The following is a 17,097-nucleotide window of genomic DNA, read 5'->3' on the forward strand; positions in this document are numbered from 1 at the left end:
TGGCCTGCGGCCACCCTTGACCCAACCCGCCAGGCCCTACAGAGGCTCCGCTATGAGGAACCCGCCCTCGAATGGAAGCGGGGACTGACTCGGTTCCATTGGCGCTGTGTTGCTCACCTCCACGCGGCTGTGACTGTGAAGACCGACTGGCGGGGCAAGGTCGCCACGACCTGGGCGCCGGCAAAGGCGACGCCACCGATAGCCTCCCGAGTGGCGTCCCTGCTCCTGGGCCAATACCTCACCGCACTCCTGATCAGCCATCGGGTGTCAAGCGCCTCGGTGACGGGGGCTATGTCGTTGCTTACACCTGGTCACGGGACTCTCTGAAGGCTCACATCAGACTCAGTTGTCGCCATAGGCTCGCTTGCAGGTGCTGGCGGTTCGTGGAGGAGCCATGGGCGAACAAGACTTGGTGACTCAGCTTCTACCGACGCTCGCTCGGTCCCTTGACGGAGGGTTCAACCTCTTCGACGTCATGCACCATGGCACGCACGAGAAGCAGATCTCGAACGTGTTCCGGTGGTTGTTGGACGCGGAGGAAACTCACGGCTTGGGGGAGGCGTTCGCGGACATCTTCATTGGCGAGGTGAACCGAAGCCTTCCTGACGGCGAGCCTCTGGAACCCGGCGGCTACTGGGTGCGTCAAGAGGTCAATACCGCCCAGGATGCCGGCGGGATGGACATCGCAGACCTCGTCCTGGAGAGCAAGTCCACGACGATCGTTGTCGAGAACTACGGCACCTCGGACGGCCACGGGCACGGTTATGAGCAGTACCTGCGGTACAGCCAGCGCGACAGTCGTCGCGGTGTCGTTGTGATGCTGTGCCACCAGCTCGACCGATCTCGGCTCACAAGAGGGTGGGAGAACGCCGCGGTCGTGACCTACCAATCGGTCCTCGAGGCGCTCCGGCAGGCCCTGGTCAACGACCGAACGTACCTGCGGCAGTGCCCCGAGGCCTTCTCGCTGATCGACCAGATGCATCGCAAGTACGTGAAGGGACGAGGCCCCATGGAAGAGCGGAAGGTGCTCGACTTCGTCGTCGCCATGTGCGACACCGGAGAAGCTGTGCGGTATTCGCAGAACAACATCGACCGGGTCGCAGAGCAGTTCGCGAGCGACCTGCACGAGCAGGCGCGTGCACGCTTCGGCGAGGGACGAGTCCTCCTTCAACAGGTCAAAGACCGACTGAAGTCGTACAGCAGCACCGTGCTGACGAGGCAACTCGACGCCGCCTCTTCCCGCACGGTTGTCCGGAAGGTCGCTGCAAACTACGTCGGCAAGTGGCGATGGGAGGTGATCCTGCCCCTGGAGACCGGCGACGGTCCCGCTGACGACATACAGCTCATCTTCGGGCCCTCCGCGTGGCACACACAGCACGAGTCGGCACCGAACCCCCTCTCGGACCCCGACTACACACGCATATTCGTCTGGCGGCACAGCACCAAGGAGTTCCGCCAGTCCGAAGTTTCCATGCAAGAAGTGCTCGATGGTCTGGATCCCCAGGACGATCGGCTGCGCGACGAGATCTTGGCACTGCTGAACGACAGCCGGGCCCTGCAGTAACGCGGTGAAGGACATCTTCTCGCGACCGGGGTCACGCCTCCAGGCGGCGATGAGACGCAGGCTGATCCATTCACAACTGAGGTGATCGATCGGCTCCGTTGTTCACGGCTAGCCTGACGCTCGTGCCCGAGCCCACCGTCGCAGTTCCCGTCCGACGGTCACCGGTCGCGGCGTTCGCGGGGGGCGCTGCGGTTGGTTTGCTCGGCGGGCTTGTCGGTCTGGGTGGTGCCGAGTTTCGCCTGCCGCTGTTGATCGGCACCTTCGGGTTCGCGGCGCTCGCGGCGGTCATCGTGAACAAGGCGATGAGTCTGGTGGTGGTGATCGCCGCTATCCCGGCGCGACTGGGGGCGGTGCCGTTGGCCGACGTGATGGCGCATTGGCCAGCAGTGGTAAACCTGTTGGCAGGCAGTCTGCTGGGGGCATGGGTGGGGGCCTCGTGGGCGATACGCATGGCTTCCGCGACCCTGTACCGAGTGCTCGCCGCTCTGTTGGTCTTGATCGCCCCTGGTGGACAGAAGGCTGAGCTCGGCCATGTCTTCGCGTCGGTCCTCGTAGGTCGAGCCCGCAGCCGCCGTGCTAGTCGTAGAGTCGCCTTATGGCAGGTCAAAGCATCCCCTTGGAGGGGGCCACGTTCCGCGAGGACAACGGCCGATTCTTGATGAGTACGAACGATGGTTCACAACACGAACTGAGGGACAAGGCGGCGTACGACGCTGCCGTGGCACTTCAGAGCTATGGGGGCGCCGAACTGGCTCCCGACTTCTTCAAGAACTGACCCGTCCTGCCGTCGGGGTGCCTGCCACTGCCGCGCCCAGTTCCGAATATGAGAGCGAATCCGGGCGGCGTATTGACGCAGTGATGGGCGGAGCAGTCCCGACTTCCGCGTGCTACGTGGCCTAACCGGTGCAACACTCGTGAAGTGGTCGCACGAGTAACCCGAGAGGTGCCAGAGTGGCGTTGCCCAAGTTGCGGCTACGCGTCTTTCTTGCGCCCCCAGGGGGACTGCCCCAGGTGCGGTCACGGGCACCTCACGGAAGTGACGGTGCGGGAGACACGTGAGTTCTCTTGGAGTGGCAAGGATCCGAAGCCCCGAGTCATAGCCGCGGCCTTGGATGGACCTAGCGAGTCGTTGGACGACGTAGACCTTCGCACCTTGGCCCAGGAGTTGGGTCGATTGCGCAGCTACTTGGAGAGCAAGGCTGTCTCGGACCCGGAGATGGCGCGTGCAGGTGAGGCGATCGGCCAAGCTGAGGAGACAGCGCTGCGCGGGGACGGCCCAAGAACGGTTGGCCGACTGAAGCGGGCAGGAACGGCCGGCGTGAAGGCCGCCCGAGACATCGGGGTAGAGGTGGCCGCGGCCGCCATCTCTAGGTCGATGGGACTGCCGTAGACCACCGCAGCTGCCGGGCCCGACTCAGGACCTGCTAGGACGCCAGCGGCGTCGCAGCGCACCATGCGCGTCCGCCGGACTCCGCGCTACTCGCCTCACGGCAGAGGGGGCTCATGGTGATCTCCGTGGAACCGTGAAGCAGCGTCTGTAGGCCGGCCACTGGCTCCGCAGCAAGAGCGCGACATCAAGTAGTCGGCGAACGGATGTGCGCAGCATGCTGTCAACATCACTTCGAAAAGGTGACGCCCCGGTCGACACCGGACTTGGGCGGCCGCCCCCTCACTGTGTCTGACCCGTGGCCTACGGTGCAGGCGTGAGCATTCCCGTCATTCCCGGCTACACGGCCGGTCCCGAGCGCACTAACCTCGCCACCTCCTGGAAGCGCCCACCAGGCGAATACCCAGAACAGCTCTGGCCTCAGGACTACTTAGTCGGGATCGATCCGGACCCCTCAAGCTGGTTGGTCGTCGAGGAGAACGCCCATGGTGTCGCCAATCAATGCGGTCGTGGTTGCGTGCTCATCCACCAGGGGAGAGAGGACTCTGCCCTCGCGGACACGACGTGGGTGGGACGCGATCTGGGCGATTTCGGTGTCTGGTCGACGTCGGATGGCGAGGCGGGGTATGACGATGGATTGACCAATGACGATGGCGGCGTGCTCTCCGAGTTCTTTGTTCAAGTACGCCAGCCGAGCGGCTCCACGGTTCCCCAAGTAGACGTGAGTCTCCCATTTCTATGGTTTTGGGACGCATTTTCTGTGGCCAACGGCTGGCACTACGTCAGCGCTAGCGGCCGTGAACATGAACTGATCCGCTATGAAGTGAGTGACCAGTCTTGGAAAGTCGAAGTCCGGGCACAGGAGCTCCGCACATTCCTCAAGATCTATAGAAAGTCAGCCTTGCTGCAGGTCGATTACGTCACGAAAGTCAAGGAAGGCGACTTTGCCCGCGTCGATGATGACTACAACAGCGACTGGGCGCACTTCGATTTCTACGCCATTGCAGACTTTCTTATGGCCAGCGATCGACGCTCCATGTCCCGGGTGTGCGGCCAATATGTGGTCAAGGGCCTAAACACAGCTCGGCGGCCACGATGGGAAGAGTTCCAGTCTGCCACGGAGTACCCCGAGTTCATTTATGGCGTCTCGCCGGACACGGGGCAACTGCTAACCCATACTTGTGACCCCGACAGGCTAGGGACGTACTTCGACGAAACAAGCACAAGAGTCCATTACCTAACTCCCGTCTACTTCAGGAGGGCCGTCCTTCAGGACTACGTTGCAGAGCCATCGCGTTATGAGGTGACACCCTTCCACCTGTCCTGCCTGGGCCTGTGGGGCGTCGACATCTCAATCAATTCCGTGGGCCTGATCGAGGTGTATCTTGGCGATATCGGCCGCAAAATCCCTCACGAAGAGTGGGGGCATTGGCGAAGTCACAACGTACCTCCGGAAGGGAAGATGGAGGAGGGTCGATTCCGACGCGACTTCTTAGGTCAGTGGGCAGACTCGCCCGACCCAATTGGCGACCTGCGGCGCGCACGTGAGAGAGCGAACGACGCCGCAGCAAAGCGGTTCGGACGCCCGCTCTGGCGCGAGCTCCCGTCGGACTTGGGGGAGCAATACCGGTCTCTCATGGGTCCGCTAACTGATGACCCATCGGCTATGATTGGCCCGTTGTTGATCATCGCCAAGGTGTTTGTTGATGGTCTCGACTCCAAACTACTCAAGGAGGTTGGAGGTGGGGCGGGCAAGGGAGAACAGTCCCTGTCCTTACTCAAGTCGTTGTTGGCCTCTTTGGGTGATGAGGCCGACTCTTCTAAGGTATTGCGGGATCTATATGCCGTCCGATCCCGTGGCGGCGTGGCGCATCTCAGCAACTCGGCTTCCCGGGCAGTGTTGGTACAACTGGGCATCTCGGAACTGGGCCCAATTGCGGCCTTCGAAGCCGTCGTGATGAAGGTTGGGCAGTCTGTCGCTGTGCTCGCTGACCTTCTGGAACAGGATGGCGCCTCCAAGTGAGCGCAGGGGTTCAGCCGCAATGAACTGCGGCCGCGAGCACACATGTGCCGGCCGTTCAGAGGACCCGATCAGGCGATGGTCGCGAGGCGCCGTTCGCTCCATGCCAGAGCATCGTGGTCGGCTGACAACAACACCGCATGTCGCCCACTCCGGCACCGTCTGCAGGGGGCGCCGACCTCAACCGACCCCAACGAGCCAGAAACCAACCAACCGATCACGACAAGAACGCTGGTCATAGGGCACTCTGCGCACGGCCAAGAGCGCGGCGATCGTCGAAGCGGATGCGGCTAACACCCGCACTTTCCACCGACAGGGAGGAAGGGTGCCGGGCTGTAAGGCGTCCCCGAACCGTCACCTCCGCAGGAGGGTGTTCACCGGCCGGCACATCTGCCGGTGAACAGTGGGCGAGGCGACCCAGAGGTGCGCCGCCAGCGAATCTCTATGGCACCGGCGGTCACACGCGGCTGGCGTTCCCAGGCGTCGAATGTCATGAGACGCCGACCTTGTGCTCGACGTACTTCTGCAGCACGTTTAGGCCGACTCCGAGTCCGCGGTTACCCAAGTCAGCGAGGAACCGCTTTAGGCGGCCCCTCGCAACTATCCGGTCGCCCCCACGCGCGCCATCGTCTTCGAGCTCGTGAACTGCGGTGCTTAGCTCCCCGCGTTCGTCGCCTCCAAAAGTAGCGATTAGTTCCAAGAGTTGGTGAGCCTCGGGCCCAAGGTGGACGGTTCCTGCAACGCTCTGGAGCACCGTCCCAGCAACCTGATTCACGAACTGAGGTTGGTAGTTGTTCACGGTCATAGGTGCGAGCGACGTAGCAGCCTGCCCAGGAACGATCGCCTGCGCGACCGCAGGCGGGAGCAACGCGTCCAGGAGGACCTCGAGATCGTCGTCTTGGACATCTCCGATCTCTAGCAATATGTTCTCGAACTGATGCTTAAGGCTCAGGAGTCGTTCCTCCCTCCGCTGCTTGAGGTCGAGGGTGAGGCGACGGGCCTGCGTCGCGAACCTCGACACCATCGTGGCAGCAGCGGACTCCCCGACACCCGTGATTGTCAGTTGCGCGATCGCGGTGTCTGGGGATGACATGCAACTGTCGAGGAACGCCGAGAAGTCTTGGAAGTAGCGGGTCAGGCCACCCTCTGGAGCGCCCTCAGCGCTGAAGAACTCGAAGACCTGCCCGGCAGTCGTGTTGTAGCCCTCTTGCCGTACTCCCCGGCGCCCGGTCTGGCCCAACCACTCACGAAATAGCCCCAATAGCGTCTCTGCTTCCTGAGCGTAAAGACGCCCGCTGGGCACGTAGAGGCGGAAGAGCAGGTGGCGCTCATGGTCCTCTATGAACCCGCTTGCGATGATGGAGCGTTCTACGTTGGTCCGGTAGGGAGTGACGTTGAGGCCCCGGGAGCGGAGCATCGAGTTGACCTGCTCACGTAGGTCCTCCGGGATTTCCCCAAAGTAGTCGTCCTTTGTGATGCCGAAGTAGTCCTCGTGGTCGAAGCGTGGTGTGACGTCGACCAAGGACGCCCGGTCAACGTCCTCGCTCTCCTGAGCCCTTCGCTGCTCGTCGGTGAGGAACACGTTCTCGTGCACGAAGATTAGGTGGGGCCGGCCGATGAGTGCGTCCAACAGGCCCACCGCTACCTGTTGGTAGTTCTCACTGCAGATGCGGGCGTAGTCGGCGCCAGTCAGCACCATGAGCGTCCCTAGGTTCCGTGGTGACGCGATCAATCTGGCGATCCCGGCCCAGTTGGACGGGTTGGAACTCAAGAGCTTCTTGCGGTAGATCGCTCCGCTGGCCCGCAACCGGGTGGTGGCAGCTTCGCTGTCTGCGGATCCAACGAAGAGCAGGAAGTCACGATCGTCCGCGGTCATGACTCAGTTCTACATGGCCACGGTTGCACTAGAGGGCAGGTAGAGGCGCCACTTGGTCAAGCGGCCGCTGAGATCCATGGGCCGCGGTAGCGGATCACGCGGGTCGTGGCACCCACTCGGGTGGCGAATCACCTCCCATACTTGGGCGCAGACGGTCGCGTGGCTAAGTGGGCGAAGTGGGCTGCGAGCTGCGGCGCACCCGAACCGACCCCAACCGATGCTCTGCCGAATTCGCCTCTACTGGATCAAGGCGGCGCTTCGCGCCGCTCGGCCGGGGCCTCGCGCTCCGGGCGCTTCGCGCCCTACACGCGCCCCGTCCGAACCTGACGGCTAGCTTCCAGACTGTGGCGTACCAGATCGCGGCGGGTGAACCGTTGAGGAGCCCCGTCTACGTTCCCTTGCTCCGGGTCTCTTGTGGTCGAACGCCTCAAGCGGCCGCTTCGCCGAACTCCGCCATCACCTCGGCCTGCCTGATGATCAGATCAGTTGCAGTTGGCTCTTGGTCGGGCGGGTACCCGTGTTTGAGCAGTAGCCGCTTGATCCTCGTGCGGAGCTTAGCGCGAATAGTTTCCTTTACCTGCCAATCCGTCTTTGCGTCGTTGCGGACTATCTCTGTGAGTTCGTGGGCAATAGCCCTCAACGTCGCGTCCTGCATCGCCAGCCTGGCCGACTCATTTGTGAGCATGGCGTCGTAGAACGCCAACTCGTTCTCGGTCAGGCCCGTCTGCTCGCCGCGGCGCTTCTGCTCTTGGATCGCCTTGGCAATCTCGACGATCTCCGCCATGACCTGAGCGGCATCGATGGTCCGGTTCTGGTAGCGGTTGAGCGCTTCAGACAGCATTTCCGAAAACCTGCGACCCGCGACGACATTGCGCCGGCCGATGATCTTAACCTCACTGGAGATAAGGCGGCGGACAGCCTCTAGTTGAAGACTCTTCTGCTCGGACACCTCGAACTTCTTTCGGAACTCCTCATCAATCACTGAGATGTCAGGCTTTTCGATTCCCGCCTCAGCGAAGATGTCTATGACGCCGGTACCCGTCATGTGCGCGCTGATGATCTGACGGACAGCGGTGTCCAGCGCGGCATCGCCGTTGGGATCACGGTCGGCGGCTTCGATCTTGGCGATCGACTGCCGCACTGCGTCGAAGAACGCGACGTCGTCACGGAGGGTGGTCGCTTCTTGGGACGTGGGCACAAGCGAGAACAGGCGCTTGAGTCGGGCAGTGTGCGCCATGAACCGCTTCTTTAGGGACGGGACGTCGCCCGTCTCGCTGTCGAACTCGCCTTCGCTCACATCGTCGTCGATGTCCTCCCTGACTCCCTCAGACTCCAAGAGGTGGTTGACGGTCGCGGTCACTGCGTAGACGAATGCTTTGGTGTCACCGCTGCCAAGGATCGTGACCCAGTCGATGCCGTGGAGAAGGTCCGACACAATGGCGTGCTCGACCAGTAGCTCAGGAATGGCCGCCTCGCGCACGTCCTCGCCAATCGCGCGGTCCTGCTTGTCACGGTCGGTGTAGGTGGCCAGTGCGTCCCTGAGGTTCTCGGCGATGCCGATGTAGTCCACGATCAGGCCCGAGGGCTTGTCCTTGAACGTCCGGTTGACCCGAGTGATCGCCTGCATCAGGCCCGCCGATCGCATGGGCTTGTCGACGTACATCGTGTGCATTGGCGGGGAATCGAACCCGGTCAGCCACATGTCGCGCACTATGACCAGCTCGAGTTTGTCGGACGGGTTGGACGCTCGGGCTTTCATCGCGCGCCGCTCTTGCTTGTTGCGAATGTGCGGCTGATAGGTTCCCGGGTCGGTTGCGTTGCCAGTGATGACGACCTTAATGACACCGTCCGCGTCGTCATCACTGTGCCATTGAGGGCGCAGGGCGACGATTGCGGCATACAGGTCGACGGCAATGCGCCGCGACATCGTGACGATCATGGCCTTACCTGCGAGCACGTCCCGCCGCGCTTCCCAGTGCGTGACGATGTCTGCGGCAAGTTGCTTGATCCGTTTGTCGGACCCCACGATCGCCTCCACCTTGGCCCACTTGCCCTTGAGCCGTTCGCTGATCTCCTCCTCGGCGCCCAGTGTGGCGTCTTCAAACTCGTCATCGATGACCTCGCGGGCTTCCTCGGGAAGCTCGACCCTCGCCAGTCGCGCCTCGTAGAACACCTTCACCGTGACCCCGTCCTCGATCGCCTGGGTCATGTCGTAGACGTCGATGTACTCGCCGAAGATCTCTGCGGTCGACCGGTCCCTCTCATCGATCGGCGTACCAGTGAAACCGATGAACGATGCCTGCGGCAGCGCGTCGCGAACATTGCGGGCGAATCCATCAATGACGTCGTAGTTGGAACGGTGGGCCTCGTCGACGATCACCACAATATTGAGGCGCTCCGAAAGAAGCGGAAACCCGCGACCAGACTCGCGGTCCTCTGTGGACAGCCCGAACTTCTGCAGAGTGGTGAAGATGATGCCGCCCGACCCCCGGCCGGTGAGCAGCTCCTTGAGGTGGGCACGAGACTCGGCCTTGACCGGCGCCTCGGGTAGGGGCGAGCCAGGTTTCGACGGTGCAAACGTCTCGCCGTAGAGCTGGTCATCAAGATCGTTGCGATCTGTAAGGACAACGACGGTCGGGTTCTCCATGCCCGGGTGGGTCATAACCTTGCCGGCGTAGTAGGCCATCTCCAACGATTTGCCTGAGCCCTGCGTGTGCCACACGACGCCAATGCGACCGTCGGTCTCGATTGACTCCAGCGTTTGCGAGACCGCCCTATTCACTGCCCAATACTGGTGGTACTTCGCGACCGCTTTACGGGTCTCGCTACCATCCCCGAACGTCGCGACAAAGTGGCGGCACAAGTCGAAGAACACGTCCAACTGGAACATGCCTCGCGTGAGTACCTCGATCTGCGGGATTCGCAGCCCCTCCGCGTTCTTCGGGTCGCGCCGCGTCCCATCGATTGTCTTCCACGCCGCCCAGTGGTTCCACGGCGCCGAAAACGACCCCGCGAGGGCCTGAATCCCGTCCGAGACGACCGCTACTTGATTCCACTTGAAGACGTCCGGGATCTGGCTGCGGTAAGTCTGCAACTGACGATATCCACCGGAAACCGTTGCATACTCTTTGCCGGGACGCTTTAGCTCAAAGATCGCCATCGGCAGCCCGTTCACGAAGAGCAGTAAATCTGGGCGCCTGGTTCTCTTGGCCCCCTCGATGCTGAACTGGTTGATCGCAGCGAGGTCGTTGTTCGTCGGCTTCTCCCAGTCGATGAGCCACGCCCGATCAGTGCGGAGGCCGCCGCCTTCGTCGCGGTAATCGACTGGCACTCCTTGGACCAAGTACCGGAAGGCATTCCAGTTCTCAGACTCGATCAGCGGTGACTCGGTCCGTTGCACCGTCCGAACAACGTCAGCCACCGCCTCTGGGGGCAGCGTTGGGTTGAGGCGCCTCACGGCTGCGGTCAGCCGCCCTTCGAGGACGATGTGCCGGTAGTCATCTCGCTCCGCGCGCGGCTCACCAGGTGCGATATCGGGACCGTAGACGGATTGCCAGCCGAGTTCCGCCAGAATCTCCAGAACCCATACCTCGAGGGCGTCTTCGGTCGGCACCATCACTCCCCCAACCACTCACTGTTCACTTGCACCTGGCCGGAGATCAGCAGCGGCAGGAGGCTGTCACGGATATTTGTCATCTCACTAACCTCGGCGCTTAGGCCAACGACGCCGCGCCATAGCGCGTCCAAGTGGCGGTCAACGCGCGTCCGGGTGGCCGCTGGCGGCACCGGCACCGGCATGGAGGCAACATGCGCCCAGTTGGCTCGCGGCATCCGTGTCCCTGTGTTGCCGGCCATGGCGAACCGTGTGAACTCTGGACGGGCGACGATTGCATGAAGGGTGGCCGCGCCCCAGCTCACTGTGGGACGAAGCACCCATAGTTCGGTTGAACAGACACCGTCAAACCCCGGCCGGTCGACCTTCTGGAAGTACGGGCGCAGTTTGCCATAGAGGACGTCTCCAGCCCGGAACCGAGACTTGCCACTATCGACACTGGCGGCGTCGCCGATATCCGTGATGCCGGCACCCTCGGTGCCGAAGTGCTCCAAGCCTACGTACGGGGTCCCACCCTCCAACTGATCGCCGCGAACCCCCTCGCGGACAAGCGCCGCTACCTCTGCAAAGCGCACGACATCCCCACCATCACTTGCGGCCTCATACGCAGCAAGGCCCATAGCTCGGAGGTTCGCGATGGCAGCTCGGTTGCTTTCGATCAGATCGTCCATCGCACCCAGGACCGCAGCAATGCGGCGCTGTTCGCCCAGGGGTGGCACAGGGACCTTGAGCCTTGCCAGGTCGCTCGAGCGGATGCCGGCGACCGCCACCTGCTCGACGATAGTCTCCATGATCTGCCGGCCGGGCCTCGATCTAAACAGGTAGAAGTAGAACTGCGGACAGGCTCGGCTCCCGTCCAGGCGGGCACGGATCATCGAGCTCTCGAAGACGGCGCGGTGGGGCGGAGACCTGAGGATGGCCACTTTGCCGGCACCTGCCAAAGTGAGCGAGCGTCGACCGAAAAGAAGATCGCCATCCTCCAAGCCCCACTTCTCCAGTTGAGCTGGTGTGAGCGGCACGAGATCGGAGTACTGGCCAGAGATGAAGTCGTTGGCAAAGAGCTCCTTCATATTCACCATTGGCACCCCCTCACCGCGGCTCGCTTTTGTGACACTGATCCCGTTTCGCGACGGCTCACGATACAGTTCGCCGAAAGGCAGAGTTGCCCACTCACTCATCTGTAGGCCTCAACGCGTCAAGCGCCTCGAGCACCGTTGCCTGCAGCTCTTCGCGCCTCCTGAATCCGTCCCGAATCTCGGTCGAAAGTCGAGCGATTCTTCCCTTAAGTGGCTCATCGTCAACCTCCGCCGCTTGGCTGCCGACGTAACGACCAGGGGTCAGCACATAGTCATCCTCGGCGATCTTCGCGGTGGTGACCGCGCGACAGAACCCGGGAATGTCGGCGTACTCACGCCTCCCGCTGGTCTCGCTGCCACGCCAAGCGTGATATGTGTCGGCGATCTTGAGGATGTCGACATCAGAGAATGCTCGGTGTGTGCGGTTCTCCATGAAGCCGATCTGGCTAGCATCGATGAAGAGGGTCTCGCCCTCGCGTCGACGAGTTGTGGCGCCGTTGAGGTCCGCACGCTTGTTATTGGTCAGAAACCACGCGCAACAGGGAATCTGCACGCCGTAGAACAGCTGCGGCGGCAGAGCAACAATGCACTCGACCACATCCCCCTCAATCATGGCCTTTCGGATCTCACCTTCGCCATTCTGTTTGGAGGATAGCGAGCCGTTCGCAAGCAACGACGCCACCGTCCCGGTCGGAGCCAGGTGATAGAGCATGTGCTGCAGCCACGCATAGTTAGCGTTCTGCTGCGGCGGCACGCCATACTTCCAGCGAACGTCCTGCCGTAAACGCTCACCGCCCCAGTCACTGATGTTGAAGGGCGGGTTAGCGATGATAAAGTCGGCTTTGAGGTCTGGGTGTGCATCGGCATGGAACGAGTCGCCCCACTCCGGGCCAAGGTTGCCATCGATGCCGCGAAGTGCAAGGTTCATCTTCGCCAATCGCCATGTAGTCGGATTCGACTCCTGGCCGAAAACGGAGAGATCGTCGCGGGTGCCACCGTGAGCGCGAACGAACTTGTCGGCCTGCACGAACATGCCGCCAGAGCCACAAGCGGGGTCGAGGACGCGGCCCTTGTACGGCTGCAGCATCTCGACCAAGAGCTGCACGATTGACCGCGGCGTGTAGAACTCCCCGGCCTTCTTGCCTTCCTTGGAAGCGAACTGGCCAAGGAAGTACTCATAGACCCGGCCGAGCACGTCGAGATCCGTGAACTCCTCGGCGGCGAGGTCCTGGCGCGAAAAGGTGTCAATTAGCCCACCGATAGTCTCGGGCGATAGCTCCCTCTGCGTGTAGTTCTTTGGCAGGACCCCCTTGAGCGTCGGGTTCTCTCGCTCTATCGCGTCCATGGCCGCGTCGACTCGCTTGCCGATGTCCGGCTGTTTCCCCGCACTGCGTAGGTCCTCCCAGCGGTGACCCTCGGGTATCCAGAACACACCCTCGGCGGTGTACTCGTCGCGATCCTCCAACACGGACCGCTTCGCCGCGTCGTTCGGCATGCTGTATTCGGACTGGGGATCGTCAACGAGCCGGGCCAATTCATCGTGGCGGACCATGAAGGTGTCAGAGACGTACTTCAGGAAGATCAGGCCTAGCACGACGTGTTTGAAGACCGCGGCGTCCATCTTGCCGCGCAGCTTGTCCGCAGCGTCCCAGAGTGTCTTCTCGAGGCTGTTCGCTGCACGGGTCGACTTCTGCGCCGTGGCGGGAGCCGGTATCGCTGCCGCGGCTTCTCGAGGAGTTCGCGGCGTCGCCGAAGCCGTCGTTGCGGTGACACCGCCACTGGAAGTGCGCCTTAAGGATCCACCTCGACCACGGCCGACGGCGACCTCTTCAGTGGCAATGAGCAGGGCCTTAGCGGCCTCGTAGCGTCGCTCACTCTTCCAGCCGAGTTCAGTTCTGGCTCGCTGATTCCCCAAAGCGGTGCCATCGTCAGGCAACACCGCCCATAGCGCCGCCGCGTCAACGGACGTTTTGGTCCGACTGACGCGACCTCCTTCGAACTTCAAGTGGCCCGCCTCGATCAGAGACTCGACGATGGAGTCGTCCCCCCAACGCGCGGCCAGGGACCCGCGGTTCTTGCGGTGGCCGGGTTCGAAGCCGATGAGGTCGTTCCACACGTCGTAGCGGATGGGCATGGCCAACATCTTGCTGCATCAGTTCGGAGGATTCGCGCAGCAAGAGATGGCCGGGTCCGCGCCGGGCAAGACCCTGTACGCCACTCAGGGCCAAGGAGCAACTTCCGGAGGCGCTTTGGGCCGCGGACAAGGACCCTCGGAGGCTTCGGGGACACATAGGGGGACACATGCGTTCACGAGCGATGGCAGACGGTCACCAGCAATCCCCGAAGGCCCAGCCTGAAGGCTCCTTCGAAAGACGTCGCTGCCCGACCGCCCTCATGCTCCGTAGGTTGTGGGTTCGAGCCCCACGGGGCCCACCGTCCTCGCTGGACCACGGCGTCGAGCCCCACGTGGTCCACCGGCTTCGGTGGGGCCACGGCTGCGCCCCCCCCCCGCGGCCCGCGGCCCGCGCCGGCGCAGGCTCCGCTGCGGAAGCCCCCATCTTCCTCTGGACGCGGAAGGCGGGGCGGTGCGAGGCTGTGCTGACCCCCACGGCGGCATCCCCGCCCAAGGGTCGAGAGTGCCCGCTCGTCTGGAACGCTTCGCGACCGTCTCAGCGCCGGGTCTCCCCTGCGGCGCTGCTGCTCGAGGGAGTGCGCCCGCCGCGGCACACGGCACAGAGTGTCCAGGAAAACCCAGGAGAGCCCGTCCCGTCTGATCCCGAGGAAGTGATCCCATGGAAGGTATCCGTCCGGCGAACCGTCAGGCGCTCCGCGTCGTTGCGGTTGGCGCCACTGCAGCCCTGTTGACGATGACGCCGCAGGCCGTGTCCGCCGCACCCAGCGCGGCATGCGACACCCGCAGCAACAACACGTACCAGAAGCTCCTCGACTGCGTGACGCTCGAGGGCGTCCGGGAGCACCAGGCGGCGTTCCAGAAGATCGCCGACAACAGCACCGACCCGGTGTACCCAGGGACGCGAGCCGCCGGCACCGTGGGCTACGCCGAGAGCGTGGAGTACGTCGCCGGACTTCTCCGAGATGCGGGGTACCAGGTGACCCTGGATCCCGTGGAGATCACCTTCAACTTCCCGGCGGAGCTGCGCCAGCTCACCCCGGTGACCGCGGACTACGAGACAGGCGTCTTCACGGGGAGCGGCTCGGGCGAGGTGGAGGGCAACGTCATTCCGGTGGACATCAACCTCACTGGAGACCGCGCGAACACGAGTGGCTGCGAGGCGGCGGACTTCGCCGGCATCGACTGGAGTGGCGACGCCGACATCGCGCTCGTCCAGCGCGGCACCTGCTTCTTCGGCGACAAGGCCTACAACGCCGAGCAGGCCGGTGCGGAAGCGGTGATCATCTTCAACCAGGGCAACACACCTGACCGCGAGGGCCTGATCGTCGCGGACGCCACAAGCCGCACCGATCCTGCGAACCCCACTGGCCCAGCGTTGTTCGTCGAGCACAACATCCCGGTCGTGGGTGCGAGCTTCGCGGACGGCGTCGCGCTCGCTCAGGCCGGCTCCACGGCATACGTCCAGGTGCTGCCAGCGGAGACCCGAACCGACTACAACGTCATCGCAGAGCTGGACGGCAAGAACAAGGACAACGTCGTGATGGCCGGCGCCCACCTCGACAGCGTCATCGAGGGCCCGGGAATCAACGACAACGGTTCCGGGTCGGCCGCACTCCTCGAGACCGCCCTCATGATGGCCAACCTCAACCCTGAGAACACCCTGCGCTTCGCGTGGTGGGCGGCGGAGGAGCAAGGCCTGGTCGGGTCCGCCGACTACGTCGCCGGCCTGTCCGAGGCCGAGCGGGACCGCATCGCGCTCTACATGAACTACGACATGGTGGGTTCGCCCAACTACATCTTCATGGTGTACGACGCCGATGAGTCCACGTTCGAGGCACCAGTGCCCGTGCCGGCCGGATCGGAGGCGATCGAGGACGTCTACGAGTCCTACTACACCGCGGTCGGCGAGCCGTACGACGACACTGAGTTCTCGGGTCGCAGTGACTACGAGGCGTTCATCCTCGCCGGCATCCCGTCGAGTGGGCTGTTCACCGGCGCGGAGACGGTCAAGACGCCGGAACAGGAAGCCATCTGGGGCGGAGAAGCCGGGGAGCAGTTCGACCCGTGCTACCACCTGGCGTGCGACACCTACGCCAACGTCGACCTGCACGCGCTCGATGTCAACAGCGACCTCATCGCGTTCGCGATGCTGACGTTCGCGTACTCGACCGAGTCGGTGAACGGCGTACCCGGCAAGCGGGTGCCCGGTCCGAAGTTCGTGCTGTCCGAGGCCGCCGGCCCGGAGGGCACCTTCGCCGGTGAAGGTGCCGGGGCCGCGCTGGGCGCCGTGAGGTAGCAGGCGGCCGGAAGACGGGCTGGGCGGCTCGGCTGGGAGTCGCCCAGCCGGGCCGCCTCGGTCGCACCGGCGCTGGGACCCGGGGCGGTTCACCCGCGGTCGCCGAACGGGTCCGGACCCCGGTCCAAACCCCTAGGTACCGGCCCGGCGGTGGGCCACCCACCACGCGACCGAGAGCCGGATGGCTACCCACCCCGCCGCGAACAGCACGAGCACGTACGCCGCTGGAGGGGCACCGCCCATGGCCGTCGGGATAATGACCCACAGGGCGATGACCGCGGCGAGGACGAGCGCCTCCACGACGAGCTTCTTCACCGGAACCCTCCTAGCTCTTGCAGGTCAGGTAGTACGAGTCGTACGCGACGAACGCCGCCCCACCGGCATGCGCGGGAAGCCGGGCCTTGTAGCACTTGCCCGCGTTGAGCGCGGCCCTCACGGTGTTGATCACATCTTGGCGTATTCCGATCCACAGCCCACCGCAGACGACCCTGGCGGTGGTGTTGGGGATGTAGGCGCACAACAGCGCCGGCGCGGCGGACCAGTTGTTCTCGACAGCGGACTTGAGCTTCCACGTCTCGGACCAGGACATCTCCACGAACCAGACCGGGTAGATGTAGTACCAGCCCGCGGTGACCCGAGGGTCGGCGATGACGGGGAACGTCGCACCGTCCGTGTCGACGTGCTGCACCAACCCGGTTCCGGCCAGGACGTAGTGGGTCGGCAGCGACCGGCCGGAGGCGTCGTAGGCCCACGGCTTCTCGACGGTGCCCGCCTCGGTGCCGGACCCGTCTGTCACGGTGGCGCTGCCGTTGTCGTTGAGGGTGATCGAGTAGTCGTCCGGGACGAGGTCAGCGAACGTCGCCGTTGACTGGCCTTCGTCGAGCTCCGCGATGAGCGACACCTCGGCCGTGGACCTGTCGTACTGCACGAACGTGCGCCGGTCCGTGGCCGGCTTGACCACGTGGCCCCCAAGGGACAGGCCGCTCTCCTCAAGAGTCACAGCCGTTCTGCCGGTGTGCTTTTCGACCATGGCCAGTGCCCGGTCGGATGGGCCAGCGGTCGCGCCCTGCACGGCCGGCCCCGCAATGAGAGCAAGCGCGGCGATGACCGCCCCCGCCGCTCGTCGTGAAT

10 protein-coding genes are annotated in these 17,097 nt (G+C 63.6%); 4 read left to right on the forward strand and 6 right to left on the reverse strand.

Annotated features, from left to right (window positions below; translation table 11 throughout):
* Positions 1-370 precede the first annotated feature (370 nt).
* The 3 genes from ABD899_RS15995 (at position 371) to ABD899_RS16005 (ending at position 4,974) form a co-directional block, all read left to right on the forward strand.
* On the forward strand, positions 371-1,564 hold the full coding sequence (locus ABD899_RS15995) for a PD-(D/E)XK nuclease family protein (protein ID WP_345207809.1): 1,194 nt from the start codon (positions 371-373) through the stop codon (positions 1,562-1,564).
* A 122-nt stretch (positions 1,565-1,686) separates the two neighbouring features.
* Positions 1,687-2,223: a TSUP family transporter gene (locus ABD899_RS16000; RefSeq protein ID WP_345207810.1), complete on the forward strand. Its 537-nt coding sequence runs from the start codon at positions 1,687-1,689 to the stop codon at positions 2,221-2,223.
* Positions 2,224-3,267: 1,044 nt separating this feature from the next.
* On the forward strand, positions 3,268-4,974 hold the full coding sequence (locus ABD899_RS16005; protein WP_345207812.1) for a hypothetical protein: 1,707 nt from the start codon (positions 3,268-3,270) through the stop codon (positions 4,972-4,974).
* Between the two features lie 487 nt (positions 4,975-5,461).
* Here the strand turns inward: ABD899_RS16005 and ABD899_RS16010 are convergent, their stop codons facing one another.
* From ABD899_RS16010 to ABD899_RS16025, 4 genes are all read right to left on the reverse strand, one after another.
* A complete protein-coding gene (locus tag ABD899_RS16010; RefSeq protein WP_345207814.1) occupies positions 5,462-6,847 on the reverse strand; it encodes a hypothetical protein in 1,386 nt (461 codons plus the stop codon).
* A 427-nt stretch (positions 6,848-7,274) separates the two neighbouring features.
* On the reverse strand, positions 7,275-10,463 hold the full coding sequence (locus tag ABD899_RS16015; protein WP_345207866.1) for a type I restriction endonuclease subunit R: 3,189 nt from the start codon (positions 10,461-10,463) through the stop codon (positions 7,275-7,277).
* On the reverse strand, positions 10,463-11,638 hold the full coding sequence (locus ABD899_RS16020; protein WP_345207816.1) for a restriction endonuclease subunit S: 1,176 nt from the start codon (positions 11,636-11,638) through the stop codon (positions 10,463-10,465). The genes ABD899_RS16015 and ABD899_RS16020 overlap by 1 nt, the downstream gene beginning before the upstream one ends.
* A complete protein-coding gene (locus ABD899_RS16025) occupies positions 11,631-13,670 on the reverse strand; it encodes a class I SAM-dependent DNA methyltransferase (protein WP_345207818.1) in 2,040 nt (679 codons plus the stop codon). Before ABD899_RS16025 ends, ABD899_RS16020 begins: the two co-directional genes overlap by 8 nt.
* A gap of 748 nt (positions 13,671-14,418) precedes the next feature.
* Here ABD899_RS16025 and ABD899_RS16030 point away from each other — a divergent pair.
* Positions 14,419-15,966, forward strand: a complete 1,548-nt coding sequence (locus ABD899_RS16030; RefSeq protein WP_345207820.1) for a M20/M25/M40 family metallo-hydrolase — start codon at positions 14,419-14,421, stop codon at positions 15,964-15,966.
* A 132-nt stretch (positions 15,967-16,098) separates the two neighbouring features.
* Here the strand turns inward: ABD899_RS16030 and ABD899_RS16035 are convergent, their stop codons facing one another.
* Both ABD899_RS16035 and ABD899_RS16040 read right to left on the reverse strand, forming a co-directional pair.
* On the reverse strand, positions 16,099-16,281 hold the full coding sequence (locus tag ABD899_RS16035; protein WP_345207822.1) for a hypothetical protein: 183 nt from the start codon (positions 16,279-16,281) through the stop codon (positions 16,099-16,101).
* Positions 16,282-16,291: 10 nt separating this feature from the next.
* Positions 16,292-16,927: a hypothetical protein gene (locus ABD899_RS16040; protein WP_345207824.1), complete on the reverse strand. Its 636-nt coding sequence runs from the start codon at positions 16,925-16,927 to the stop codon at positions 16,292-16,294.
* Positions 16,928-17,097 lie beyond the last annotated feature (170 nt).

This window comes from Fodinibacter luteus (assembly GCF_039541575.1).
GTDB lineage: Bacteria > Actinomycetota > Actinomycetes > Actinomycetales > Dermatophilaceae > Fodinibacter > Fodinibacter luteus.